The following is a 25,876-nucleotide window of genomic DNA, read 5'->3' as shown; positions in this document are numbered from 1 at the left end:
TGGGTGAACCGGCTAGCGTACTATTGTGCCGTGACCTGCGCCAAGGCCTCCAGCACGGCATCGACTGCCGGAACCTGGCCTTGTCCGCCGAGGTTGCTGATTTTGTGCTTGTCTTGCGCAAGCACCCCCGTCAGCCGCGGGTCGGTGTCGGTATAGATCGCCACGGTGGGCCGGTTGAGCGCAGCGGCGAGATGCACCAGGCCGGTATCGACGCCGATCGCGGCATGGCTGCTGCCGATCACGGCAGCGAGCCGGGTGAGGGACAGCCGCGGCAACACCACGCAGCCGGGGACGGCGCTGGCAATGCGCTGCGCGCGGGCCTCCTCGATTGCGTTCCCCCAGGGCAGCACCAGTGCCAGGCCTTGACCGAGCAAAGCGTTGCCCAGCTGGGCCCAGTGGTTTTCCGGCCAGAGCTTGGAGTCCCGGCTGGTGGCGTGCAGCCCGGCAATATAACGGCTGGGCAATCCCAGCGCGGCGTCGGGAGCTACGGCATGAATCCTGTAGTCCGGCGGGCTGGATGGAATGGCATAGCCCAGCGCGCGTGCCGCCAGTTCTCGGTTGCGTGCGACTGCGTGCTGGCCGCGTGCCACGGGGTGGCGTTGCTGGTAGAGCAGGGCCGCCCAGGATTCCCGCGCGGATGCGCTGTCCTGTCCATGATAGGCGCCGCGGGCTTGCCAGCCGATCAAGGCGCTTTTCAGCAGGCCTTGGGTGTCGATGACATAGTCGTAATCGTGCGCGCGTAACTGGCGCCGCATGTGGCGGATTTCCTGCCAAGTGTTGGCCTGGAACAAGTGCTTGCGCCAGCGCCGGACTGCGACAGTAATGACTTCGCTTACGCTCGGATGCAGCCTCGGAATATCGGCAAAACTTTCTTCCACCACCCAGTCTATCTCCATGCCGGGAAACATGGCCTTGATGTCCGTAATGGCGGGCAGATTGTGGATGACATCACCCAAGGAAGTGGTTTTGATCATGAGCAAACGAGGCATGGGCGGCATTTTCGCATACAATTCAGCTTCTTTTCCCAATTGAAGGCTAGAGCCATTGAAGTTTGCTTTCCTGATCTTCAAATATTTCCCTTATGGCGGCATGCAGCGCGACATGTTGCGCACTGCCACCCGGCTTGCCGAGGCCGGGCATTCCGTGGACATTTTCACCATGTCTTGGGACGGCCAGATGCCAGGGGAGAGCCTGCCGGAACGTAATATCCGTGCGCACATCATGCCGGGCAATGGCTGGTTCAATTTCCAGAAATATCAGGATTTCATCCGCCAGGCGCAAGCCCGCATTGCGTGTGAACCCAGCTTCGACCTTATCGTGGGGTACAACCGCATGGGCGGCCTGGACGTGTATTTTGCCGCCGATCCCTGTTTTATCGAGCGCGCCCATAGGCAGCGCAACTGGCTGTATCGGCTGACGCCGCGCTACCGCTGGTTCCAGAAGATAGAGCAGGCCATTTTCTCGCCGCAGGCGAAGACGCAGATGCTGATGGTGGACATGGCGGAAAAAGCCGTATTCCAGCGCTGGTACCAGACCCAGGACGACCGTTTCCACTACATTCCGCCCTATCTTTCCGGCGAACGCCTGCAATTGCATGACCGTGCGGAAATGCGCGCCTATCTGCGCAATGCATTCAGCCTGCCGCCGGAGACGAAGATTGCCCTGCTGGTGGGCTCAGGGTTCTACATGAAAGGGCTGGATCGCGCCGTGCAGGCCTTGGCGAGCTTGCCTCCCGACATGCGCAAGGATTTCAAGCTGATCGCGATCGGGCAGGACAAGCCTGCGTCGTTCATCAGGATGGCAAATAAGCTCAAGGTGGCGGACAACCTGATCATTTCACGCGGCAGGCCCGACATCCCGCAATTGATGCAAGGCGCGGATTTCTACCTGCATCCGGCCTACCGGGAAAATACCGGGTTGGTTATCCTGGAAGCGCTGGCGAGCGGCTTACCGGTGCTGGCGACCGCCAGCTGCGGCTATGCGGTGCATGTCCAGGAGGCCGATGCCGGGCAAGTGGTGCCGGTGCCGTTCGAGCAGGCGACATTAAATCGGATGCTGTTGGAGATGGTGTCGCTTGTGCATGCAAGGGACACCCGGTTGGAGAGGTGGCGCGACAACGGTTTGCAATATGCGCGCAGATTGATGGCGGAAAACGACGGCAGCGCCGAGGCTGCGATCATGCTGCGGATTGCCGGGCAAAAGCAGGAGGCTGCGATATGACTTGCGAAGCGTTGCAGTTGTCGCCGGAACTGGCACAGGCGCTGGGGGAGGGCGACGTATTCGCGCGCGTGATGGCGCTGGAGGGGGAAGTGTTCCGCGATGTGCCGGGACGCAAGACCATACGCGTGAAGATTGTCGGCCAGCCCTATTTCATCAAGCAGCACTTCGGCGTGGGCTGGGGGGAGATTTTCAAAAACCTGTTGGCGCTCAAGGTGCCCGTGGTCAGTGCGAACACCGAGAAGCTGGCAATAGAAAAGCTGGGCGAGATCGGCATTGCCACCACGCCGCTGGCAGGTTTTGGCAGCCGGGGGTGCAGCCCGGCAAGCCGGCAATCTTTCCTCATCACCCGCGACCTAGGCGAGATATTGTCGCTGGAGACCCTGGCGGACCAGTGGATGCAGGCGCCGCCCGAGCCGCGCTTCAAGCGCCGCTTGCTGCTGGAAGTCGCCGCCTTGGCAGCGCGTCTGCATGACAGCGGCCTCAATCACCGCGATTTCTATATCTGCCATATCTGCCTTGACCTGCCGCGGCTCAGGCACGGAGATATCCATTTGTACCTCATAGACCTGCACCGGGTCGGAATTCGTGAGACAATCCGCTCCCAGGATCGCATGAAGGATATAGCAGCATTATATTTCTCTGCGATGAATGCGGGACTAGTCCCCAGGGATTATCTGCGTTTCCTGCGCCGTTACCGTGGCAAGCCGATCAGGCAGGTCATGCGCGAGGAGCGTGATTTCTGGCAGCAGGTGCAGGCCCGCGCCATCAAACTTTATATCAAATTACACAAGGTTGAGCCTGGGCTGCACCAGATTGGCGGTATGATCGGCTAATGCATGGCAGCTCTGGCGTACAGCCGGAAAATCTATGCAAATGCCATTCAATTTCGCCTGGAAGCGTTCCGACTGGAGCGCTTGGTTCAACTACTACCTGTTCTTCTTCTATTTCTCCGGCATCACGCACATCCTGCTGCAAATCAGCGGGGCGACCATCTTTGTCGGCATGCGCCAAGCAGTCGTGATGAGCCTGCTGTGGCTGATACCGGTCATGCTGGTGCCGCGCCACGCACGCAAGATAGCCGCCGTGATCGGGCTGGTGCTATGGGTATTCTCGCTGGTCAGCCTCGGGTATTTCTGTATTTATGGGCAGGAGTTCTCGCAAAGCGTGATGTTCACGATTTTCGAGTCCAACCCGGCCGAGTCCAGCGAGTTCATTGCCCAGTACTTCGTCTGGTGGATGATCCCGGTATTGCTGTTGCATAGCGGAGTGGCGTACTGGCTCTGGCGCAGGCTGGGACTGCTCCAGATCAGCGTGCGCGCGGCTTGGGCAGTGACCGCTGGCATCCTGGTCTTGCTGTTCGTGCAGCCGATGTTCAAGCAGTTGGTGCTCAACAAGGCAAGCCTCGACGATGCCGTGGAGAAATTGCAAACGCGCATGGAGCCTGCCGTGCCCTGGCAGATGGTGATAGGCTACATCCACTACCGCAAGCAGCTTGCCAATATGGAAACCTTGCTCGAGCAGAACAGCAGGATTCCACCGCTATCCAACCTGCAGGACGCCAACGCCGGCCAGCCTGCGACTTTGGTGCTGGTGCTGGGCGAATCGACCAACCGCCAGCGCATGAGCCTGTACGGCTACCATCGCAAAACGACGCCCAAGCTGGACGCCCTGCGGCAAGAGTTGAGCGTGTTCGACAATGTGGTGACGCCACGGCCCTACACGATAGAAGCACTGACCCAGGCCCTGACTTTTGCGGACCAGGAACATCCCGAGCTGTATCTTACCAAGCCTTCGCTCATGAACATGATGCGCCAGGCGGGTTATAAGTCGTACTGGATCACCAACCACCAGACGATTACCAAGCGCAATACCATGCTGGCCAACTTCTCCAAGCAGACGGACGAGCAGTTCTACATGAATAACAGTCGTGCACAGAACTCCCGCGAGTATGATGCCAATGTATTTGCCCCGTTCGAGGAAGTGCTGCGTGACCCTGCGCCCAGGAAATTCATCATCGTGCATTTGCTTGGTACGCATATGAAATATGAGTACCGTTACCCTGCGGAATTTGACGTCTTCAAGGGGCGCGAGGGCGTGCCCGCGATACTGAACGAGGGGCAGGCCAAGGTCTATAACCAGTATGATAATGCCGTGTTTTACAATGATTACGTGATGTCCACCCTGATTGAAAGCCTGCGCGAGCGCGCCCCGAACAGCCTGCTGGTCTATTTCTCCGACCACGGCGAGGATGTCTACGATGCACCGGGCCATGGCATGCTGGGGCGCAACGAGGCCAAGCCCACCCTGCCTATGTATACGGTGCCTTTCATCATATGGGCGTCCGAGCAGTGGAGGGCCGGGCATGACATGCGCTTCGACGGCATGCTCGAGCGCCCCTACAGTAACGCGCATTTCATCCATACCTGGGCGGATCTGGCCGGCTTGAGCTTCGACGGCTTCGAGCCGTCGCTCAGCATTGTGAATGCGCAATTTAAGGAGCACCCATTGCTGGTTGGCGACCCGTATCAGCCTGACACCATCCGTCCGCTGGACATTCATGCCCATGACTGACCCCGCTGCGCCCTCCATCCCTGATTTGCAGCAATATGCAAAAGGGGCTGCTGCTGCAACATTCGGCCTGGTGCTGGATGACGGCAGCGAATTGCAGTCGTTGGAGGTCGTGCGTCGTGTCCCGGGCAAGCGCCTGGTTTGCCGCGGCTTGCTGAACGGGCAGGCCATTTACGCCAAGTTTTTCATCGGCGGCCAGGCGGCCAAGTATGCGGCGCGCGACAAGCGCGGCTCCCTCTGGCTGGCGCAGGCGGGGCTTGCAACACCTGCCTTGCTGCTTGAGTCCCGTGTGGCAGCTCAGAGAGGCGAAGTCCTGCTTTACGCAGCCGTTCCAGCCCGTAATGCCGAACATGCTTGGCAAAGCCTCGATGCCGAGGGGCGTCTTGCGCTGGCCCGGCGCCTGGTCGCGGAGGTTGCCAGGCATCACCGCGCGGGACTGCTACAAACGGACTTATACCTAAAAAACTTCCTGGCGGATGCGCAGGCTATCTATACCCTGGATGGTGACGGCGTACGGCAGCTGCGCGCCTTTGGCAGGCAGCGGCAACAATGGGACAACCTGGCGCGGCTGATCTCGAAGTTCGATGTCGATGCAGTGTCTGCCTGGTTGCCCGGCCTATTGCAACAATATGCGGCCACGGCAGGCGAGCAGCCGCCCGATATCGGCAGAATGCAGCGGCTTATCGCGCGGCACTGGCAATACGAGATGCGCCAGTACGCGAGGAAAGTGCAGCGCCCGTGTACCGATGTCTATGTGGAGCAGACATGCCGGCATTACCTGGCGGTCAATCGCGCCAAGGACAGCCAGGTGTTGCGGCAGGTATTGGCCGCGCCCGACGGTTTGCTCGATGCCGCAGGCGCATTGCGGCTCAAGAGCGGGAATACCTGTACCGTGGCTGCGATTGAAATTGATCAGCGCAACATGGTGATCAAAAGGTACAATATCAAGAATTTCTGGCATGGCCTGGGCCGTGCTTGGCGGCCTTCCCGGGCTATGCTGTCATGGGCCAATGCCTTCCGCTTGCAGTTGAAAGGCATTGCTACCCCGACGGCCGTGGCCGTGCTGGAGCGCCGGTGGCTGGGTTTGCGGCGCGAGGCTTATTTGCTGACCGAGTTCGTGCATGCCTGTGATGCGGCGGAGTTCTATGCCGATGCGTCAATCGATCAGGAAGCGCGCGAGCAGGTAGCGCGGCGCATCGCCAGGCTGTTTTTCCAGTTATTTTGCCTGCAGCTGGAGCACGGCGATTTCAAGGCGACCAATGTCTTGATACATGACCAGCATCCGTTGCTGATCGATTTGGACAGCATGCGGCAACATAGGTGCAGAAAGCGGTTTGAGCGCAGGCACGTGCGCGACCTGCAGCGGTTCTTCAAGAACTGGCAGGCCGACGCCGAGACCAGCTGGTTGCTGACAAAGGCCTTCAGGGCGGTTTATACGGATGGTCGCGTGCTGGACCAGGCGGGCATCGTAGTTAAATAAAGCGAAAAAGACGAATGATCATTCTAGGTTTATCAGGTGCGTTGGGGCATGACGCCTCGGCTGCCATTATTGTGGATGGAAAAATTGTAGCGGCTGCGGAAGAAGAGCGTTTCATCCGCGACAAGCATGCCAAGAACAAGTTTCCCCTGGAAGCGGCAAAATACTGTCTGCGCGAGGCCGGGGTGCGGCCCGAGCAGGTCGATATCGTCGCGTTTCCCTATGGCGAGATTCCATTGAGCAGCGGCGCGCGCTGGCATTATGCCAAGCGCTACTGGTATGCGCCCGACCGCGCGCTCGATGCCATCTTCAACGGCAACCGCCGTTTCCGTCGCAACCGCGACAAGTCGCTGGACCTGATGCGCGAGCTTGGCCTGACCAAGGCGCGCTTCGTGCCCGTCGAACACCATCTGGCGCATGCCAGCAGCGCCTACCACCTGAGCGGATTCAAGGAAAAGACCGCGATCGTCGGCATCGACGGCAAGGGCGAATACGCCACGACCTTCTTCGGCTACGGCGAGAACGGCAAGATCCACAAGATCAAGGAGTTCTACGATCCGGACTCCCTGGGCGGCATGTACGGCGCGATTACCGAGTACCTCGGCTTCGAGATGCTGGACGGCGAGTTCAAGGTCATGGGCATGGCGCCTTATGGCGATCCTAAACGTTACGATTTGTCGCGCCTGGCTAGATTCGAGAACGGCGAACTCGAGATCAATACCGATTACGTCAACGTAGTCGGCTTGCGACGCTACAAGGAAAAAGGCAAGGGCTTCTACTTCACGCCCAAGCTGATCGAGTGGCTGGGCCCCAAGCGCCAGGGCGACGAGATCGACGACCCCTATATCCATTACGCCGCCTCCGTGCAGCAGTTGCTGGAAGACATTGTGCTGGAAATGATCGAGTACTATCTCGGCGACATCATCCGCGAGACCGGCCGCATTGCGATGGCAGGCGGCGTGGCGCTCAACGTCAAGCTCAACCAGCGCATCATTGCCTTGCCGCATGTGAAAGAGCTGTTCGTGCAGCCTGCATCCGGCGACAACGGTACCTCGCTGGGTGCCGCCAGCTATGTGGCTGCGGAGATGGGCGAGCCGCTGGAGCCGATGCGTCATGCCTACCTCGGCCCGTCGTTCACCACAGAGGAGTGCCTGGCAGCCTGTGAGGCGCATCCTGCCAAGCCCAAGTTCCAGCGTGTTGAAAACGCGCCGCAGAAAGGCGCCGAGATTCTGGCTGCGGGCAACCCGCTGGCCTGGTTCCAGGGTCGTATGGAGTTCGGCCCGCGCGCACTGGGCTGCCGCAGCATCCTCGGCGATCCCAGCCATCCCGGCGTGGCGGACCGCATCAATGCGCAGATCAAGTACCGCGAGCGCTGGCGGCCGTTCTGTCCCAGCATGCTGGACCGGGTTGCCGCCGATATTCTGCAGACAGACCATCCTGCGCCTTACATGACGTTTACTTTCGATGTGGCCGAGCACTGGAAGCCGCGCATTCCAGAGGTCGTCCATGAGGACGGCACTGCACGCGCGCAGATCGTGACCAGGGAAACCAATCCGCGGTATTACGCCTTGATCGAGGAACTCGAACGCCTGCGCAATGTGCCTGTGGTGCTCAATACTTCATTGAACCGGCGGGGCGAACCGATGATTTGCAGCCCGACGGATGCACTCAATATGTTCTACGGGTGCGATCTCGAATATCTTCTGATGGAAGATGTCCTCGTGACCAAAAACTAGGCCGGGCAGGGCTTGCAGCGAGAGAACAGATGTTGCAAGCCCATGGTTTTTTTACCTTATCCCAGTCGTGGTTAATTTGACGATGCCCGGCGCTTTCAGCGATAATTCCCGGCTAAATTCAACTTTTCAGCAGCACACCATTAATGACACAAACCCTGATAGAAGTCACCGAGCGCATTCGGGAACGTAGTGCGCCGACCCGCAAGGCCTACCTGCAACGCATCGACCAGATCATCAACCGCACGCGCGGCGCTGACCGCCTGGGCTGTGCGAACGTGGCGCATGCCTTTGCCGCCCTGCCTAACAACGACAAGTTCCGCGTCGTGGCGGAAAAGGCGCCGCATATCGGTATCGTGACGGCTTACAACGATATGCTGTCGGCACATCAGCCATACGAGACCTATCCCAATATTATCCGGGACGAAGCGCGCAAGCATGGCGCAACCGTGCAGGTGGCGGGCGGCGTGCCCGCGATGTGCGACGGCATTACCCAGGGCGAACCCGGCATGGAGCTGAGCCTGTTCTCGCGCGATACCATCGCGATGAGTACGGCGGTCTCCCTGTCCCACGATGTGTTCGATGCGGCCTTGATGCTTGGCGTGTGCGACAAGATCGTGCCGGGGCTGCTGATCGGCGCCTTGCATTTCGGCCACTTGCCGACCGTTTTCGTGCCTGCGGGCCCGATGGCGACCGGCATAGACAATACCACCAAGTCCAAGGTGCGCGAGAAATACGCCCAGGGCCTGGTTGGCCGTGACGAGCTGCTGGCTTCCGAGTCCGCCGCCTACCATGGCGCCGGTACCTGTACCTTCTTCGGCACCGCCAACAGCAACCAGATGCTGATCGAGGCGATGGGGCTGCATGTGCCGGGCGCCGCCTTCGTGCATCCGCACGACGATATGCGCGAGCTGTTGACCCGTGAGGCGGTCAAGACCGTGCTGTCCATCACCAAGGGGCAGCGCTTCACGCCAATCGGCAAACTGGTGGATGAGCGCGTCATCGTCAATGCGATCGTGGCGCTGCTGGCCACCGGCGGCAGTACCAACCACCTGATTCACTGGGTGGCCGTGGCCCGGGCGGCCGGTATCATCATCGACTGGTCCGATTTCTCCAAGCTGTCGCAGAACACCCCGTTGCTGGCACGCGTTTATCCTAACGGCACAGCCGACGTGAACCAGTTCCAGGCGGCTGGCGGCCCAAGTTTCGTGATCCGCGAGCTGGTGGATGCCGGCTATATGCATGGCGACGTGAGTTCCGTCGTGATCGGCGGTTTGCGTGATTTCGGCAAGAAGCCGGTCAAGTCCGACGACAGCCTGATCTGGGTCGACTTGCCGAAGGAAAGCCCCGATGAAACGATCGTGCGCAACGCCTCCAAGCCGTTCAGTTCCTCTGGCGGCCTGCGCCTGTTGACTGGCAATTTGGGCCGTTCCGTGATCAAGAGTTCTGCCGTGCCGGAAGACCGCCAGATCATTGAAGCCCCTGCCATTGTGTTCAACGGCCAGGAGGAATTGCTGGCAGCGTTTGAGCGCGGCGAGCTGGAAAAGGATTTCATCGCCGTCGTGCGCTTCCAGGGACCGCGCGCCAACGGCATGCCTGAGCTGCATAAGCTGACCCCGCCGTTGTCCGTGTTGCAGGGCAAGGGCTTCCGCGTCGCGATCGTGACCGATGGCCGCATGAGCGGCGCTTCCGGCAAAGTGCCGGCCGCGATCCACTTGAGCCCGGAAGCGGTTGCCGGCGGCGCAATCGGCAAGATCCGCACTGGCGACATGATCCGCCTTAATGCGATTGTCGGCACGCTCAACGCCCTGGTAGACGATGAGGAATGGCAGGCACGCACTGTGGCTGTGATGACCGAGGCGCAGCGCAACAACAATGGCCATGGCATTGGCCGCGAATTGTTCGGCGGGATGCGCAAGAACGTGCACTCGGCCGAAGAAGGCGCCGTCACCTGGCTCTAGCCATTTGAAATGCGCGGGGGACTGCGTTTTTTCGCAGGCCGTACTAGCGTACTGCCTGCGCTCAAACGACTTGTCCGCCGCGATTTTGAAATGGCAATATAGTTTGCCTTCCCACTTGTAGATTTTTAATAATCAACCATAGGTATATAGAACATGAGCACACTCGATTTAGCCAACCATGGCCCAGTCATCCCGGTCATTGTCATCAACAAGGTGGAAGACGCGGTGCCGATGGCGGAAGCATTGCTCGAAGGCGGCATCAAGGTGCTGGAAGTGACCTTGCGCACGCCAGTGGCCTTGCAGGCGATGGAAGCCATCGCCAAGGCCGTGCCTGATGCGATTGTCGGCGCTGGCACGGTTCGCAGCATCAAGGATGCGCAGGCTGTGAAGGATGTCGGCTGCAAGTTCGCCGTCAGCCCCGGCTATACCAGCGAGATCGGCCGTGCGGCGCGTGAGATCGGCCTGCCATTGCTGCCGGGCGTTTCCACCGGCAGCGAGATCATGCAGGCGAATGCCGATGACTACTATTTCCTCAAGCTGTTCCCGGCTGTTGCCGTGGGCGGCATCAACTTGCTCAAGGGTTTTGCCGGCCCGTTCGGCGATGTCAAGTTCTGCCCCACTGGCGGCGTGACGGTGGAGTCCGCCCCGCAGTTCCTTGCACTGCCTAACGTCGTGGTTTGCGGCGGCACCTGGCTTACGCCTGGCGATGCCGTGGCGCGCAAGGATTGGGCGCATATCACCAAGCTGGCGCGCGAAGCCAGTGCAATCAAGGCCGCAGCTTAACTAGCTCATCACAGGCCCCTCGGGGCCTGTGTTCTTCATACTTCCGGCATGTTTTGCCTTCCCAGTGGCATCAACCTTCAGGGCGCGCTATGCTGAATCTCGAGCAATACCACACATGGGTGTTTGATTGCGATGGCGTCATCCTCAACTCCAACCATCTCAAGATCGAGGCGTATTACGCCACTGCCAAGAACTTTGGCGCGGACGACCAGCAGGCGCAGGCGCTGGTGGATTACCATATCAAGCTGGGCGGTATTTCCCGCTTTGTCAAATTCGAGTATTTTCTCAAGCAAATCCTGAACAAGCCGTTTGCTCAGGATGATGTGGAATTCCTGTTGCAGGATTTCGGCCGCGAGGTGCGAGAGCGCCTGGCGAGTTGTGAAATTGCGCCTGGTCTGCAGGCACTGCGTGAAAAAACCGCAGCCAGCAATTGGCTGGTGATTTCAGGTGGGGACCAGGAAGAGTTGCGTGCCATTTTTGCCGAGCGTAAGCTGTCCCCATTATTTGACGGCGGCATTTTTGGCAGCCCTGACAACAAGGACGAGATCATGGCGCGCGAAATCGGCCGCGATAATATCCGCCGGCCCGCGATTTTTATTGGCGATAGCCGCTACGATCATGAGTCTTCGAGCCGTGCCGGCCTGGATTTCGTCTTTCTGCACAAATGGACCGATTTTCCCGGTTGGCAGGCTTATTGCGCCAGCCAGGATATTGCCACATTGCCCGATATCAACGCCTTGTTAACGCATACATGCTGATTCCCCGCCTGAATATTCGCAGCAGCCACCTACTTACCCCAGAAGACTTTGCGCAATTAAGCCGGAATGCCAAGGTGCTCGAGCAGGATGAGCGCGGCATCAAAGTGCTGCAGATGGAGAATGGCAATATCCTCAAGGTGTTCCGCGTGCGCCACACCTTTACCTTGGCCCGCGTGTATTCCTATGCGCGCCATTTCTGCCGCAATGCGGATAGGCTCAAGCGGCTCGGCGTTCCTACGGTCGAGATCGTGCAATTGTTCCATTTCGAGGAAAGCACCGATACTGCCGTACTCTACCAGCCATTGTTGGGTCATACATTGCGGCAATTGCATATCTCGGGCTTGACGGATCATGCCCTCATGGAAAATTTGGGGCGCTTTGTCGCGCAATTGCATGAGGATGGCATTTATTTCCGCTCGCTGCATTTCGGCAATGTCGTCAAGACGCCGGAAGAAAGGCTTGGCTTGATCGATATCGCCGACCTCAAGGTATATCACCATAGCCTGACCAATTGGCATCGCGCGCGCAATTTCCGCCATCTACAGCGTTATCGGGATGATTGGATGTCGCTCTCTATGGCTGAACGCAAGGCTTTTGCGGATGGCTATTTCACAGCGGCGCAATTGTCGCCCAAAGCCGCGTCTGCGCTTAGGCAGAAGCTGAAGTTTTTACCCGGTGCTTGAACATGTACGTACTGCATATCTGCCATAGCTATTATCCTCCCTTCCTCGATTGCGCCCGCCAATATGCTGCCTTGTTCAAGGATAGTCCCTACAAGGTGGTGACGGTCTACCTGACTGGGAAACCTGATCCCGAGGTGGAGCGAGGCAGCGCTTCCGATGAGGTGGTTTTCCTTGGTTATAGCAGCAAGCAAGTAAAAGGGCTCAAACTGGGGGCGATTGCGAAAATCCGGCAATTGGTGAAAAGCCGGAACTTCACATTTTGTATTGCCCATCGCGCCAAGCCGACCTATGTGGCATTGCTCGCTACCGATCTGCCCGTGGTGAGCGTACACCATAACTACAATGACTACGGGCGGTTCACCCGGCGCATCCTCGTCAATTTTTACCGCAAGCGTATATTGATGTTATGCGTGTCGAATTCCGTGCGGGACGAAATGCGCCAGCACCTCAAAAACTGGCCAGCCGAGCAGATTCAGACTTTGTATAACCGCATTGACGTGGACGCGGTCAGGCAATCCCTGTTGCCCAGGCAGGAAGCACGCCGCCTGCTTGAATTGGAAGAGGATACTTACGTAATCGCCAATGTCGGCCGCTTGCACCGGGACAAGGACCAAGCGACCTTGTTGCGTGGATTTGCCCAGGCACTGCCGGGGTTGCCTGCGAACACCCTATTGTTGATCCTGGGTAAAGGCCCGCTAGAGAAGGAGCTGAAGGCATTGGCGAGTGAGCTGGGTATTGCCGGAAAAGTCCGCTTTGCGGGCCAAGTACCAGAAGCAAGGCGGTATTTTCGTGCGTTTGATACATTCGTCTTGACCTCGGATCATGAACCTTTCGGTATGGTATTGCTTGAGGCAATGGCGGCGGAACTGCCCATTATCTGCAGCAATAGTGGAGGCGGGGCAGAGGTAGTCGGGAGTTTTGCGCCTTTATTTACGCTTGGAGACGCATCGAGTTTGTCGCATGCCATCGTGGAAACAGTTGTAGCTTGCCAACAATATCCACGGCAGATCTCATCTGCAATATTAACTGATACCTTCTCCGATGAGGCAGCAAGACTACGATTTTTTGAATTAATTCATCGGCTTGAAATAGTGGCAAGCTAATACGACGTAGGTAGTGCTTTCAAGGGTATAAAGACAAGACATGAAAAAGATTTTAATGCTCGATGGTATCTCGGGCGTGCCGTTAGGCAAGGATTTAAGCCAAGCCTTTCAGAATATTGGCATTGAAACTGCCTATTATGATCTGTTGAAAATGCCAAAGATTGCATGGTATGGCTCTAAATCCGCCTTCGCGAAACTGCTAAATCGTGCACGTGATAATAGCGGCGATGCCTTTTTTCATTTACCCAAAGGCAAGCTTGGTGCACTCGAGAAATTAATAGAAGAAACCAGGCCGGATACTCTCTTGGTCGTCGGTTTTATATACAAGTTCATTCACCCAGCAGCTCTGTATGCTTTGGCACAACGTCACAATGTGGAGCTATATTTGTATGACACAGATAGTTGCAATCTCTACACCAAACGTCGGGAATTCATTTTTTTTCTAGAGCATGAGCTTCCGGTATATAAGAAAATATTCTCGTGTTCGAAAGTCACCGCTGACTTTTTCAATAAAACTAGAAATCTCGATGCTAAATTTGTTCCATTTGGTGCGAATTTTATTGCTAAACCAAGCAGTTCGGATGAGGGTAAAAAGCATGATGTTTTATTCGTTGGCAGTGGGGATCTGCGCAGGATATTAGTGCTGGAAAGTGTAAGTGAACATATTTCCATTTTTGGCAACCGATGGAAGCGGAATTATCCATTAATGTCGAAGGCGTTGATCGAGCGGGTAGATGATCATGCAGTTTGGGGCAGTGATCTATATGAGTTACTGCAGAGCTCTAAAATCATACTGAATATCACGCGTGGTCCTTATTATGCTGCTGGTACCGGTGTAAACCTAAGAATTTTCGAGGCGCTGGCAGCAGGCTGCTTCTTGATCACGGATTATTGTGATGAAGTCGCTGAGCTCTTTAAGCCCGGGGAGGAAATTGAAACCTTCAATGGTCCTCAGGAGTTGCAGGAAAAGGTAAATTTCTATCTGGCTCACCCAGAGAAGCGTATGGCAATCGCCCAACAAGGACATGCCGCTTATCTCAAGAGTTTTACATGGGAGGCCAGGGCGCAGGAGATGCAGATGCTTATGCTGCAATAAGTCAAGAGGCCTCAAATAAATTGATACTTAAGTGGCTGTTTTTGCCAGCTTGGATGGGCTATGTAACTCTTGTGCGATCAATAAAGCTAAAGGTAAATGGAAGACTAGCCAGCGCTGGCTTGTACTATGAAACAAGCTGCTTCCATCAAAGCATAATCCTAATGCACCCACCATGAAGTACCAAGCTGCCCAGGATTTTTCTTGTAAACCTCTAATGATCGCCCATACGGTAAGCGTTACTAATGGTATGAACCCAACTATGCCTGCTTTATAAAACTGTGTGACGAATGCACTATGCGAGTGCAGGATATCTACTTGATCTTGTGTAATAAAAGTAAACTTGTGTTCCGGCCCACAGCCGAGCCAGACGCCACAGCGCAATGTTTCCGCAATAAAGCCGTCCCATATTTCAAAGCGATAGAATTTGCGTGTGAGCAAGCTATCACCAATAGAACTAAAGAAGATCAGCCCAATGATCATCATGATAAATACTAATCCAACCGAAATCAGAGATACCATGAGCTTGCGATTGAATAATCCTTGGCGGTAAAGGGATAGGCTAGCCAATAGAGTAATTAATGCCCAAATTCCAATGATGCTTCTTGTTTGTAGTATGGTTAGGGAAAAAAATAGCACCAATATGTGTGCAATCAGTACTTCACGATAGCGCTTAGCCCTCATACCTAGGAATGTGATGATGGCCATCATGCCTCCCATGGTATTAGTGACGTAAATGACATTTTCTAGTTTTGCATATAGCTCGCCAAGTCTTGAGCCTAATGTCCAACTGCCTTGTGCATATTGAAGGATGGCATTGAAAATGACGTATGTAATGAGCAGCCCTAGCAACGCCCAGGCAGCTTTGTAAACTGTTTCATCAAGGAGCAGCGGTAATCGTGCAACTGCGAGATAAAACAACAACACAACAGCGCCAAATTTGGCTTGTTTCCAGGGGCTGCCATCGCCAATGCAGGCAGATAAAATCAGTGAAAATATAACGACCACAAGCATTTTTGCTAAAGGGTGCTCAAGAAGTTTATTGATTTCTTTAAGTTGCAACGACAGCAAGACAGGAATAAACAAGATGAGATAGCCCACATTGTTGTGGGCTTGTGAGCCAGCGATTACGAGAAAGCTGATGACCCATGCACTAATCGAGAATAGTGCAAACGTTGGGCTACGGAAAAACTGGAGAAGCCTCATGAGAGTCTTTCTTAAATATTTAATGTGGTTTCGATGAGCTGGCGGTAGCTTTGGCGATAATGATTAATGCCATGGTGTTTTACCAGATAGCGGAATCCATACTCTCCCTTTTGTTGGAGCGCATGGATATCCATAGATAAATAGGCACGTAAGGCTTCGGCAAGGCCATCGACATCTTTGGGTTTTACGGCGATCCCACCAGCCCCCAAAATAATATGACGTAATTGTGGAATATCCGAAGCAATCAGAGGTAGGCGACCAGCCATTCCTTCCATCAACGCTAGCGGCAGGCCTTCTTGCAGCGAAGGGAGCGTCCAAATGTCAAAGGCTTTGGCATATTGTGCCGCATTGTCGCGCCATCCCAGCATATTTACACGATCAATAATATTAGATTCCTTAATCAGTATATTGAGCGCACCTTCTTCTTTGCCATTCCCAATGATTGCCAATCGAGCCGAGGGAAATTCATCCTTGATACGTGCGAAGGCGGAAATAAGATAGCGATGCCCCTTGACGGCTACTAGTCTGCCGAGTGCACCGACGATGATGGCATCCTGGGGTAGTCCGAGACGTTCCCTTGCGATATGCTTTTCCAATTGTTGTGTTGCTACCTTATCTATGTCGATGGCGTTCTGAATGGTGACAGTGTTGTTTGTTTTGAAGCCTGAGTGATATGCAATCAGTTTTTCTCGAACAGTCTCTGATACACCGACAAAGCGCCAGCGCTGGTCAGCTAGTAGCTTGACCTGTAATTGCCGATATTTGCGTTTGTATTCATCCATGCTGTGTGCAATGCCAATGCATAAAGGAACGCGCATGATTTTGTTGAGCTGGAGTACTAAACTGATTACCTTGAATCTGTTACAGATAATGACATCAGGGCGATTCTTTTGACAGAATCGGTAAAGTTTCCACATAGCTTTCAGGCGCAGGCCAGTGACGTCCTTTTCTTTTAAGTCGAAATATTCAATATGTTCGGCAATACTGCTTGGTTGCGTGCTCGTGGGACGGCCAGACAAATAGCCTGAGAACACTTCATATTGCTCTGCTGGCAAGCCTTTGACGATTTGCTCGGCTAGATCGGAGGCGTCATTTGGCTTTACATTGTAATTAGGCTGTAGCTGTAATACTTTGATGCGGTTTTTCATTGTTCAGTATTCAGTGAGCAGTGCTGAAATAACGTTTGTAGGCTGAATCTGCCTCAAGCAGTTCAAATGCCCCAACGGACATTCCCGCTGAAAACACGGGCTGCATTCTAGGCCGAGGTACTCAATGACAGCCTTGCTGCTCATCGGCGGCGTGTGATGCGGGTCGGAGGAGCCGTAGATGGCGACGAGTTTCTTGTCTAGCGCTGCCGCGACATGCATGAGCCCGGAGTCGTTGCTGACCACGGCGTCGCATAGCGACATCAGGTCGATCGCATCCCCTAGTTTGGTTCTTCCGCCCAGATCCAGGCAAACCATGTTGCTCAGGCGGTTGATTTCTGCGGTAAACGGGACGTCCTTCTCGGAGCCGAATAGCCAGACTTGCCATCCGTGTGCATATGCGGCGCGTGCAACCTCGGCATAATATTCTATCGGCCAGCGCTTGGCTTCACCGTACTCAGCCCCTGGGCACAAGCCTAACACCGGGACTTGCGGAATATCGACTTCTAATCTCTTTAGGCAGGTCTGGGCATTTTCCTTGCTGGCCACCAGGCTGGGATTGGGGATCGCAGATGGAATCCCTGCATCTGCATTGACGCCGAGGGCGACAAAACGGTCCACAGTCCTTGGCAGCTTGGTTTTGTCGAGAAGACGGATGTCGTTGAGTAGGCCGTAGCGCATTTCACCAAGGAAACCGGTGCGGCGCTTGATGCCGCTGGTAGCGGGCAGGATTGCTGATTTCAGGGAGTTGGTGAGCATGATGGATTGCGTGTAGTGCCTATCCTTCAGGCTGCGGCCAAAGCGGATACGTTCCTTCAGCGCCAGTTGGCCGTGCTTGAAAGGCAGTGCGATGGATGCATCGACTTCCGGCATGCGTTCCAGCAAGGGCAGGGTCCATGCCGGCGCTGCGACTTCAATGATACAGTCCGGCTTTTGCTGCTTGAGGGTCTTGAACAGGCTTTGCGCCAGCACCATGTCGCCTACCCAGGAAGGGCCCATGACGAGGATTTTGTCTTGCCGGTTGTTGGCCATCTAGCGAACCTCGGCCATCAGGATGCAAGCTTCCTGATGATATTGCTGGTGCTACGGCCCGGGACGACATCGATCAAGGCGACCTTGCCGCCCCAGGATTTGACTTCCGCGCCGCCTACCACTTGGTCTTCCGTGTAGTCGCTGCCCTTGACGATGACGTCAGGGCGGAGGGCCTTGATCAGGTCGATAGGCGTATCTTCATCGAACAGGATGACGGCATCCACGGATTCGAGCGCGGCAAGCACACGGGCCCTGTCTTGCTCATGGATCACCGGGCGGGTCGGGCCTTTCAACGCACTCACCGAGCGGTCCGTGTTGAGGCCCAGTACGAGGCGGTCGCCGGTGTTGCGGGCTGCCTCCAGGTAAGTGACATGCCCGGCATGCAGCAGGTCGAAGCAACCATTGGTAAAGACGATACGCTCACCGTGATTGCGCCAGGTTCTTACCCGGGCTAGCAGGCTGTCCAGGTTGCAGACCTTGTCCGCCTGCGCTGCGGATTGCTGGGATTGCAGCTCATGCTCCAGTTCCGCCTTGGTTATCGGCATCGTGCCGACCTTGCCCACCACGATGCCTGCCGCGATGTTGGCGAGCTCGATCGCATCGTGCAGGGGAAGGCCGTGTGCCAAGCCTGCAGTGAGTGTGGCGATCACGGTGTCGCCGGCGCCTGAAACGTCGTAGACCTGGCGTGCAGTGGCAGCCAGATGCGCGCTGCCCTGGCGATCCAGCACGGTGATGCCTTCCTCTCCGCGGGTGACGGCGAGGAATTCGAGCTGCAGCACGCTGCGCAGCTGTTCTGCAGCAGCAAGCAGTGCCTGGTCGTCATGGATGGCGACATGGCAGGCTTCGGCGGTTTCGCGTTTGTTCGGGGTTAGCCCGCTCGCGCCCTGGTATTTGCTGTAGTCGCGCCCCTTGGGATCGACCAGTACCGGGATATTGGCGGCTGTGGCTTGCGCAATTACCGACTGGCACAAGGTTTCGCTCAGTACGCCCTTGGCATAGTCGGAAAGGATGACGGCGGCTGGCCCGTCCGCCAGTGCCGTGCTGATGGCGGCTTGCAGGGCAAGTTGTTCTTCTGCTGCAAATACCGAGGCATCTTCCTGATCCAGGCGCATCATTTGCTGGTGGCCGCCAAGGATACGGGTCTTGGTGATGGTGGGCCTGAGCGTGCTGCGATGGACGTGCTGCGTATCGGCGCCGATATCGCGCATCAAGCCGAGCAAGGTCTCTGCTTCGTTATCCTGCCCAATCACCCCCGCAATCCTGGTCTTGATCCCGAGGCCGGCCAGGTTGGCCGCCACGTTGGCCGCGCCCCCGGCACGCTCGTCCTGGGACTTGAGCAACACGACAGGCACCGGCGCTTCGGGCGAGATGCGCTGCACATCGCCGAACAGGTAGCGGTCCAGCATCAGGTCGCCGATAACCAATATCCACACCGGATCATGTCCGAAGCGATGATGAATGGTATTGAGGAAGAACTCGCGCATATGGGTAATGTTGTTGAATTGTTAGTCAGCTTCCACCAGGTCGCACAGGCTATGCCCGATCAGAATATGGGCTTCCTGGATGCGGGGGGTGTCGCTGGTGGGCATGGTCAGCACATGGTCGCAGAGGCTCGCGAGCTGGCCGCCGCTGCCACCAGTCATGGCCACGGTGACGGCGCCGATTTCGCGCGCCTTTTCTATGCCCAGCACCACATTGCGGCTATTGCCCGAGGTGGAAAAACCAATCACCAGGTCTGCGGGCAAGCACAGCGCTTCCACTTGGCGGGAGAAAATAAAGTCGAAGCCATAGTCGTTGCCGACCGAGGTGAGGATGGAGGTGTCCGTAGTCAAGGCTATGGCTGGCAATCCACGGCGCTCTTTCTTGTAACGACCGACGATTTCCGCGGCGATATGCTGGCTGTCGGCAGCGCTGCCGCCGTTGCCGAACAGCAATATCTTGCCGCCATTGGCGAGGCAGGCGCGCATCGCTTGCGCCACATCGGCGATTTTGGGGAGCAAGGGCTCCAGCGCCGCAATGACGGCCTGGTGTTCGCTAAAAGCTTGTTTCAAGGTGTCGACAGCATTCATGGTGTTCTCCTGGCCAGGCTCAGCAATAAGGGTCGGCTTGCATGAGGTATTGCTGGACATAATCCTGCACACCTTGCTCCAGCGTGTGGAACGGGGCGGTGTAGCCTGTATTGCGCAACTTGCTGATATTGGCCTCTGTGAAATATTGGTACTTGCCCATGAGGTCTTGCGGCATGTCGATGTATTCAATGCTGGGTTCGCGGCCCATGCTGGTCATGACGGCGGTGGCCAGGTCCTTGAATGCGCGCGCCTCGCCCGTGCCGATGTTGAACAGACCGGAATGCTGCGGTTGCTCGAGGAAATGCGCCATCACGGCCACGGCGTCCTTCACGTAGACGAAGTCGCGCAATTGCATGCCATCCTCAAAGCCAGGCTTGTGGCTCTTGAACAGCTTGACATGGCCTTGCTCGCGGAACTGGTTGAAGGTGTGGAAGGCGACGCTGGCCATGCGTTCCTTGTGGTATTCATTCGGGCCATAGACATTGAAGAACTTGAATCCGCACCATTGCGGCGGGGTTGCCAGCCCTTCGCTGGATTGGCGCAAGGCCCATTGGTCGAAAAACTGCTTTGAATAGCCGTAGCCGTTGAGCGGCCGCAACTGGTCGATCGCCGACTCCTCGTCGTCATAGCCAAACTCGCCTCCGCCATAGGTGGCGGCGGAGCTTGCGTAGAGGAACGGCACTTCATTTTCTGCACACCAGCCCCACAGCAGTTGGCTGTAGCGGATATTGTCCTGTACCAGCTTGTTGAAGTCGCGTTCCGTCGTGGCGCTGATGGCGCCCATATGGATGATGGCGTCTATTTCGCCGATCTTGGGCAGCCAGCCGAGCAGCTCGTCCTTGTCCAGGTAGTTGGCATAACGGCGATGGCAAAGGTTTTGCCATTGTTCGGGGTGCGCAATGCGGTCTACGATCACAATATCGTCGCGTTGCAGCACGGTATTGAGATGCCAGGCCATCATGCTGCCTATCATGCCTGCGCCGCCAGTGATGACTATCATGGTTTGAATCCGTTTCTAGCTAATTCGAGAGTATAACAAAAGCCCATTCCTTCTTGGGCGGGGTTTGACGAAGATTAGCGCAGCGTCATCCAGCCCTGCAGGTTGTCGAGGGCGATTTTACGCATGGCTTTTATCCAGGTGTCGCTGTCGTTGAGGGCTGGAATGTAGTGGTATTCGCCGCCGCCGGCTTCGAGAAACAGGCTCTTGCCTTCCATGGCGATCTCCTCCAGGGTTTCCAGGCAGTCGCTGGAAAAGCCCGGGCATACCACATCCACGCGGCGCAGCTTCTGTTTGCCTAGCGCTTCAATGGAAGGTGCGAAGTAGGGCTGCAACCATTCCGCAGCGCCGAATCGCGACTGGAATGCGATCAGGTACTGGTCTTCCGTCAGGTCCAGCGCCTGGGCGATTAATTTACCGCTGGCCTGGCATTGGTCGTAATAGGGGTCGCCCAGGTCATAAGTGCGCCGCGGCACGCCGTGGAAACTCATGACCAGCTTGTCGGGCTTGCCGTGCTGGTGCCAATGGAGCCGGATGCTTTCCGCCACTGCGTTGATATAGGCCGGGTGCGTGTGATAGTCGCGTATGGTGCGGATTTCCGGCATGTTGCGGGTACGGATCAGCGTGCGCATCGCCTCGTCAAGCGCAGAGGCGCTGCTGCTCGCGGCATATTGCGGATAGAGCGGGAACAGCAGGATGCGGTTGCAGTTCTTTGCCTTGAGCTTCTCGATGGCGGACTGGACCGAGGGTCGGCCGTAGCGCATGCCGAGCTCCACGGCATAAGGCGAAGCCACCTGCTCGTGCAGGTAGCCCTCCAGCAGCCTGGCCTGCTTCTGGCTGTTCACCATCAAGGGCGAGCCGTCCTTGTCCCATATCGTGGCGTATTTATGCGCGGATTGCCGCGGGCGCAGTACCAGAATGACGCCATTGAGGATGAACCACCAGATGAAGCGGGGAATCTCGATGACGCGGCGGTCGCTGAGGAATTGCCGCAGATAGGGGCGCAAGGCCTTGGCGGTGGGCGCTTCCGGGGTGCCCAGGTTCATGACCAGGATGCCAGTGCGTTCAGGCTCCTGGGCGGGAATGTTCGGCTCTTTCAGGTAAAAAGACATGCACGTTCCTCTTGTTGGGTCACAGCTTGCCAGGGGCGCCGCCTAGCTGGCCGTCGCAATGCCGAAGGCCAGTCTGGCATGGCTCAGTGGTTGTTGGACAATGCATTCGAAAGTAGTTTCGCCGTGATGTCCACGATGGGGATCACACGCTCGTAAGCCATGCGCGTCGGGCCGATCACGCCCAGCGTGCCGATGGTTTGCCCGTTGGTTTCATAAGGGGCGGTCACCATGCTGCATTCATCGAGCGGCAGGTAGCCCGATTCCCCGCCGATGAAAATCTGTACGCCGCTTGCTTTCTGGCTATGGTCCAGGAGTTGCATGAGCGAGGTGCGGCGCTCGAATATCTCGAACAGTTTGCGCAGGGAGCTGACATTGGCGGAAAGATCCTGCACATTCAGCAGGTTGCGCTCCCCCGCAATGACGACGCCGTCCTTGTCGTTGTCCGCGGTCTTGCTGCTGGCCTCCAGCGCGGCGGCCATCAGGCGGGTCATGTCGGACTGCATCTGCTTCAGTTCCTCGTGCAGCTTCTGCTTGACTTGGTCCAGCGTGTTGCCGGCATAGTTCTGGTTGAAGAAATTGCTCGCCTGCGTGAGGTCTGCCGCGCTATATGGCTTGTCGGCGAGGATGATGCGGTTCTGTACCGTGCCGTCCGTCGTGACGATGATGACCAGGATGCGCTTTTCCGATAAAGGTAGGAACTCCAGGTGGCGGAATGCGATGCTCTGGCGCTTGGGGATCAAGACCAGGCCGGCGAAGTGCGTCAGGCTGGACAAGAGTTCAGCGGCAGAGTTGATGAGTTCCTGCGGGTCAGGGGACGACAGCACATGCTCCAATTTGCGGATTTCCTGGTTCTGCAGCGGCTGCACGGTGAGCAGGGTATCCACGAACAAGCGGTAGCCGCGCTGGGTGGGAATGCGGCCGGCAGACGTGTGCGGGCTGGCGATAAAGCCATGGTCCTCGAGCTCCGACATGATATTGCGGATCGAGGCCGGGCTGAGGTCGAGCCCGGAGGCCACCGACAGCGTGCGCGAGCCTACAGGCTGGCCGTCGCTGATGTAGTGCTCTATCAGGGTCTTCAGCAATATCTGGGCGCGTTTGTCTAGCATATTCTTATAGATGAGGGTGTGACATTGCTAATTCAATGCATAAATTCAATGCATATCGACAGGCTTCAATGAATGAAAAAATTATCCGATACAGGCCGGTCTTGCGCAATCTATTATTGATCCCGATGATTGATTTGACATGCGGCAGGGTTTTACGCGCCAATCTTCTATGATTTAATGCCAGCCATGAAAAGTGCGTTCCAGACAGTGGCATTGATCGGCAAGTACATGAACCCGGAAACCCGGGATCAGATTCTTGCCTTGGCGCGTTTCCTCGGGGAACGCCATATCGGCGTGTTCATCGAGGAAAAAACGGCGCAGCATTCCAGCATCAAGGGCTATACCACGCTGCAGATGAACGCCATAGGCGCTTATGCCGATCTGGCGATCGTGCTGGGCGGCGACGGCACCATGCTGACGGTGGCGCGGGCGCTGGTGGATTACAAGATTCCGCTGGTGGGCGTCAATCGCGGCCGTTTCGGCTTCCTGACCGATATCAATTCGGACCATATGCTGGAAAGTGTGGCCGCTATCCTGGACGGCGTGTTCGATACCGAGCAGCGCATCCTGCTCGAGGCGTGCATCGTGCGCGAAGGCATAACTGTCGGGCAGGGGTACGCCTTGAACGATGTGGTCGTGAACAAGAACGGCCTGGCGCGCCTGATCGAGCTGGAAATCCATATTGATGGGCACTTCGTGCAAAAGCAGCGCTCTGACGGCCTGATCGTCGCGACCCCCACCGGGACAACGGCTTATTCATTATCCGCCGGCGGGCCCATCCTGTATCCCACGCTCGATGCGATCGCCCTGGTCCCCATTTGTCCGCATACGCTGAGCAACCGCCCGATTGCGATCAGCAGCGCCAGCGACGTGGTGATCCAGGTCGTGCACGCCGAGGATGCCAGCGTGCACCTGGACGGGCAAATGAAGATGGCGTTGCAGCCTGGCGACCATGTACAGGTCAAGCGCGCGAAAAACACCATAACATTGCTGCATCCGCCGGGGCATAACCATTTCGACGTCTTGCGTGAAAAGTTGCATTGGGGATAGTAGGCATGCTCACAGAAAATTCATATCCGCGTTGCCAAGACAGAGGGAACAGGCCCTAGATGCTGCAAACACTCTCGATCCGTGATTTCGTCATCGTCGACAAGCTCGAGCTTGAATTCAGCCCCGGCTTTACCGTATTGACCGGTGAAACCGGCGCCGGGAAATCCATCCTGATCGATGCATTGTCGCTGGTACTGGGCGCGCGCGGGGAGGGCGGCATTACGCGCGCCGGAGCGGAAAAGGCCGAGATCAATGCGGTGTTCGATATCGCAAATCTGCCGGATTTGCAGGCATGGCTGCGTGAAAACGAGATCGACGCGGATGATGCGCAATTGTTGCTGCGCCGCGTCATCTATGCCGACGGGCGCTCGCGCGCCTTTATCAACGGCTCGCCTGCGACCATTCAGCAATTGCGTGACATAGGCGAGTTCCTGGTCGATATCTATAGCCAGCACGCCCATCATGCCTTGCTCAAAGCCGGCACGCAGCGGCAGGTGCTGGATGCCTATGGCGGTTTGCAAAGCCAGGCGGCGGAAGTCGCCAGCGCCTATCAGGCCTGGCAGGTGCTGTACCGCAAGCGGATGGATGCCGAGAAGAATGCCGAAGCCTATGCCGCAGAGCTGGCCGAGTTGCGTGACCAGGTGCGCGAGCTGGCTGCGCTGGCGCCCTCCGCCGATGAGTGGGAACCATTGCAGCAGGAGCATGTGCGCCTCGCCCACGGTGCCAGCATATTGGCCGGCGGTGAGGCCTGCCGGGAATTGTTGAGCGAGGGCGAACTGGCCGCGATCAGGCAGTTGAGCAGCGTGCAGCACAAACTGCAGGAACTGGTGGCGTACGACAGCGGATTGCAGGAGGCGCTGGACACCCTGGAAGGCGCCGTGATCCAGCTGGAGGAAACCGACCGTTTCCTCAACCGGTATTTGCAGCGCGCGGATCTGGACCCTGAGCGCCTGAACGAGGTTGAAAGCCGTATCCAGGCCTTGCATGCCGCGGCGCGCAAATACAGGGCGCGGCCGGAAGAGCTGCCTGGGTTGCTCGCATCGTGGCAAGCGCGCATGGCGGAGCTTGAGTCCGCAAACGACAACGGCCAGTTGCAGCAAGAGGAAGAACATGCGCGCGCCGGCTATGACGCGTTGGCGCAGCGCTTGAGTGCCGCGCGCCAGCAGGCAGCGCTAAGCCTCGGCGACAAGATCAGCGCCGAAATGCAGCGGCTCTCATTGAGCGGCGGGAAGTTTGCCGTGGCGCTCAATGCACAGGAGCCCGCAGCGACAGGAAATGAACAGGTTGAGTTCCTAGTGGCCGGCCATGCCGGCGTGGCGCCGCGCCCTTTATCCAAGGTGGCTTCGGGCGGCGAGCTGTCGCGTATCAGTCTGGCGATTCGCGTCGTCACGGCGCAGCAGGGCGATACGCCGACCATGATTTTCGACGAGGTGGATGTCGGCATCGGTGGCGGCGTGGCCGAAGTGGTCGGGCAACTGCTCAAGACATTGGGCAGCCAGCGGCAGGTGCTGGTGATTACCCATTTGCCGCAGGTGGCGGCGCAGGGCGCCCAGCATCTGCGCGTGAGCAAGCATTTGCATGATGGGCAGACACTGAGCCGGATCGAGGCGCTGACGCATGCGCAACGCGTCGACGAGGTGGCGCGCATGCTGGGCGGGGTGGAGATCACCGAGACGACGTTGCAGCACGCGAGCGAGATGTTGGCTGCCAGTGCTTGAGCCGGCCGGGCATGTAAAAATCTGGAATGGCGGCAATATGCCTGAAAACCGGCTTTGATGTC

At 57.0% G+C, this 25,876-nt stretch carries 22 protein-coding genes; 13 read left to right on the top strand and 9 right to left on the bottom strand.

All coding sequences use genetic code 11. The features are described 5' to 3' along the window. Positions 1-20: 20 nt before the first annotated feature. Complete coding sequence (waaC, locus tag ACJSDX_RS08645) at positions 21-974, bottom strand: lipopolysaccharide heptosyltransferase I (RefSeq protein ID WP_407994353.1); 954 nt, start codon at positions 972-974, stop codon at positions 21-23. Between the two features lie 70 nt (positions 975-1,044). Between waaC and ACJSDX_RS08640 the strand changes: the two genes are divergently transcribed. The 11 genes from ACJSDX_RS08640 (at position 1,045) to ACJSDX_RS08590 (ending at position 14,382) form a co-directional block, all read left to right on the top strand. Further along, positions 1,045-2,220 carry a glycosyltransferase family 4 protein gene (locus ACJSDX_RS08640; RefSeq protein WP_407994352.1) on the top strand — a complete coding sequence of 392 codons (1,176 nt, stop codon included), beginning with the start codon at positions 1,045-1,047 and terminating at the stop codon, positions 2,218-2,220. Beyond that, positions 2,217-3,053, top strand: coding sequence for a lipopolysaccharide core heptose(I) kinase RfaP (gene rfaP / locus ACJSDX_RS08635; RefSeq protein WP_407994351.1), 837 nt, complete (start codon positions 2,217-2,219; stop codon positions 3,051-3,053). Before ACJSDX_RS08640 ends, rfaP begins: the two co-directional genes overlap by 4 nt. A gap of 34 nt (positions 3,054-3,087) precedes the next feature. Beyond that, positions 3,088-4,791: a phosphoethanolamine transferase CptA gene (gene cptA, locus ACJSDX_RS08630; RefSeq protein ID WP_407994350.1), complete on the top strand. Its 1,704-nt coding sequence runs from the start codon at positions 3,088-3,090 to the stop codon at positions 4,789-4,791. Then, entirely contained in the window at positions 4,784-6,268 is a 1,485-nt protein-coding gene (locus ACJSDX_RS08625; protein ID WP_407994349.1) for a lipopolysaccharide kinase InaA family protein, read from the top strand. The genes cptA and ACJSDX_RS08625 overlap by 8 nt, the downstream gene beginning before the upstream one ends. Before the next feature lie 14 nt (positions 6,269-6,282). Then, positions 6,283-8,001: a carbamoyltransferase family protein gene (locus ACJSDX_RS08620; RefSeq protein ID WP_407994348.1), complete on the top strand. Its 1,719-nt coding sequence runs from the start codon at positions 6,283-6,285 to the stop codon at positions 7,999-8,001. A gap of 143 nt (positions 8,002-8,144) precedes the next feature. After that, on the top strand, positions 8,145-9,959 hold the full coding sequence (edd, locus tag ACJSDX_RS08615; RefSeq protein ID WP_309564705.1) for a phosphogluconate dehydratase: 1,815 nt from the start codon (positions 8,145-8,147) through the stop codon (positions 9,957-9,959). A gap of 153 nt (positions 9,960-10,112) precedes the next feature. Next, positions 10,113-10,742 (top strand): bifunctional 4-hydroxy-2-oxoglutarate aldolase/2-dehydro-3-deoxy-phosphogluconate aldolase, encoded by a 630-nt coding sequence (eda, locus tag ACJSDX_RS08610; RefSeq protein ID WP_309564706.1) that lies wholly within the window; start codon positions 10,113-10,115, stop codon positions 10,740-10,742. Between the two features lie 89 nt (positions 10,743-10,831). Further along, on the top strand, positions 10,832-11,500 hold the full coding sequence (locus ACJSDX_RS08605; protein ID WP_407994347.1) for an HAD family hydrolase: 669 nt from the start codon (positions 10,832-10,834) through the stop codon (positions 11,498-11,500). Next, positions 11,494-12,183 carry a BUD32 family EKC/KEOPS complex subunit gene (locus tag ACJSDX_RS08600; RefSeq protein ID WP_407994346.1) on the top strand — a complete coding sequence of 230 codons (690 nt, stop codon included), beginning with the start codon at positions 11,494-11,496 and terminating at the stop codon, positions 12,181-12,183. The genes ACJSDX_RS08605 and ACJSDX_RS08600 overlap by 7 nt, the downstream gene beginning before the upstream one ends. A 71-nt stretch (positions 12,184-12,254) precedes the next feature. Continuing rightward, entirely contained in the window at positions 12,255-13,286 is a 1,032-nt protein-coding gene (locus tag ACJSDX_RS08595) for a glycosyltransferase (RefSeq protein ID WP_407994345.1), read from the top strand. Between the two features lie 40 nt (positions 13,287-13,326). Continuing rightward, complete coding sequence (locus ACJSDX_RS08590) at positions 13,327-14,382, top strand: CgeB family protein (RefSeq protein ID WP_407994344.1); 1,056 nt, start codon at positions 13,327-13,329, stop codon at positions 14,380-14,382. A 27-nt stretch (positions 14,383-14,409) separates the two neighbouring features. On the opposite strand, the gene ACJSDX_RS08585 is transcribed toward ACJSDX_RS08590, so the two are convergent. From ACJSDX_RS08585 to hrcA, 8 genes are all read right to left on the bottom strand, one after another. Then, positions 14,410-15,585: a hypothetical protein gene (locus ACJSDX_RS08585; protein WP_407994343.1), complete on the bottom strand. Its 1,176-nt coding sequence runs from the start codon at positions 15,583-15,585 to the stop codon at positions 14,410-14,412. Positions 15,586-15,596: 11 nt separating this feature from the next. Continuing rightward, positions 15,597-16,733, bottom strand: a complete 1,137-nt coding sequence (locus tag ACJSDX_RS08580) for a glycosyltransferase (protein ID WP_407994342.1) — start codon at positions 16,731-16,733, stop codon at positions 15,597-15,599. A gap of 3 nt (positions 16,734-16,736) precedes the next feature. Further along, positions 16,737-17,762 (bottom strand): lipopolysaccharide heptosyltransferase II, encoded by a 1,026-nt coding sequence (gene waaF, locus ACJSDX_RS08575; RefSeq protein WP_407994341.1) that lies wholly within the window; start codon positions 17,760-17,762, stop codon positions 16,737-16,739. Between the two features lie 17 nt (positions 17,763-17,779). After that, entirely contained in the window at positions 17,780-19,246 is a 1,467-nt protein-coding gene (gene hldE, locus ACJSDX_RS08570) for a bifunctional D-glycero-beta-D-manno-heptose-7-phosphate kinase/D-glycero-beta-D-manno-heptose 1-phosphate adenylyltransferase HldE (protein WP_407994340.1), read from the bottom strand. 21 nt (positions 19,247-19,267) lie between these two features. Then, positions 19,268-19,831 carry a D-sedoheptulose 7-phosphate isomerase gene (locus tag ACJSDX_RS08565; protein ID WP_407994339.1) on the bottom strand — a complete coding sequence of 188 codons (564 nt, stop codon included), beginning with the start codon at positions 19,829-19,831 and terminating at the stop codon, positions 19,268-19,270. 19 nt (positions 19,832-19,850) lie between these two features. Next, positions 19,851-20,831: an ADP-glyceromanno-heptose 6-epimerase gene (gene rfaD, locus ACJSDX_RS08560; protein ID WP_407994338.1), complete on the bottom strand. Its 981-nt coding sequence runs from the start codon at positions 20,829-20,831 to the stop codon at positions 19,851-19,853. A 74-nt stretch (positions 20,832-20,905) separates the two neighbouring features. After that, the gene (hemH, locus tag ACJSDX_RS08555; RefSeq protein WP_407994337.1) at positions 20,906-21,940 is read right to left on the bottom strand and encodes a ferrochelatase; all 1,035 of its coding nucleotides are present in this window, start codon (positions 21,938-21,940) and stop codon (positions 20,906-20,908) included. 83 nt (positions 21,941-22,023) lie between these two features. After that, a complete protein-coding gene (gene hrcA / locus ACJSDX_RS08550) occupies positions 22,024-23,046 on the bottom strand; it encodes a heat-inducible transcriptional repressor HrcA (RefSeq protein ID WP_309564718.1) in 1,023 nt (340 codons plus the stop codon). Between the two features lie 186 nt (positions 23,047-23,232). Between hrcA and ACJSDX_RS08545 the strand changes: the two genes are divergently transcribed. After that, complete coding sequence (locus ACJSDX_RS08545; RefSeq protein WP_407994336.1) at positions 23,233-24,096, top strand: NAD kinase; 864 nt, start codon at positions 23,233-23,235, stop codon at positions 24,094-24,096. 59 nt (positions 24,097-24,155) lie between these two features. Then, on the top strand, positions 24,156-25,814 hold the full coding sequence (gene recN / locus ACJSDX_RS08540) for a DNA repair protein RecN (protein WP_407994335.1): 1,659 nt from the start codon (positions 24,156-24,158) through the stop codon (positions 25,812-25,814). The last annotated feature ends 62 nt before the right edge of the window (positions 25,815-25,876 follow it).

This window comes from Methylobacillus draconifructus (assembly GCF_045984355.1).
Lineage (GTDB): Bacteria > Pseudomonadota > Gammaproteobacteria > Burkholderiales > Methylophilaceae > Methylobacillus > Methylobacillus flagellatus_A.
Note: the sequence above shows the minus strand (reverse complement) of the source record. Positions and strands in the feature narration are given on the sequence as shown.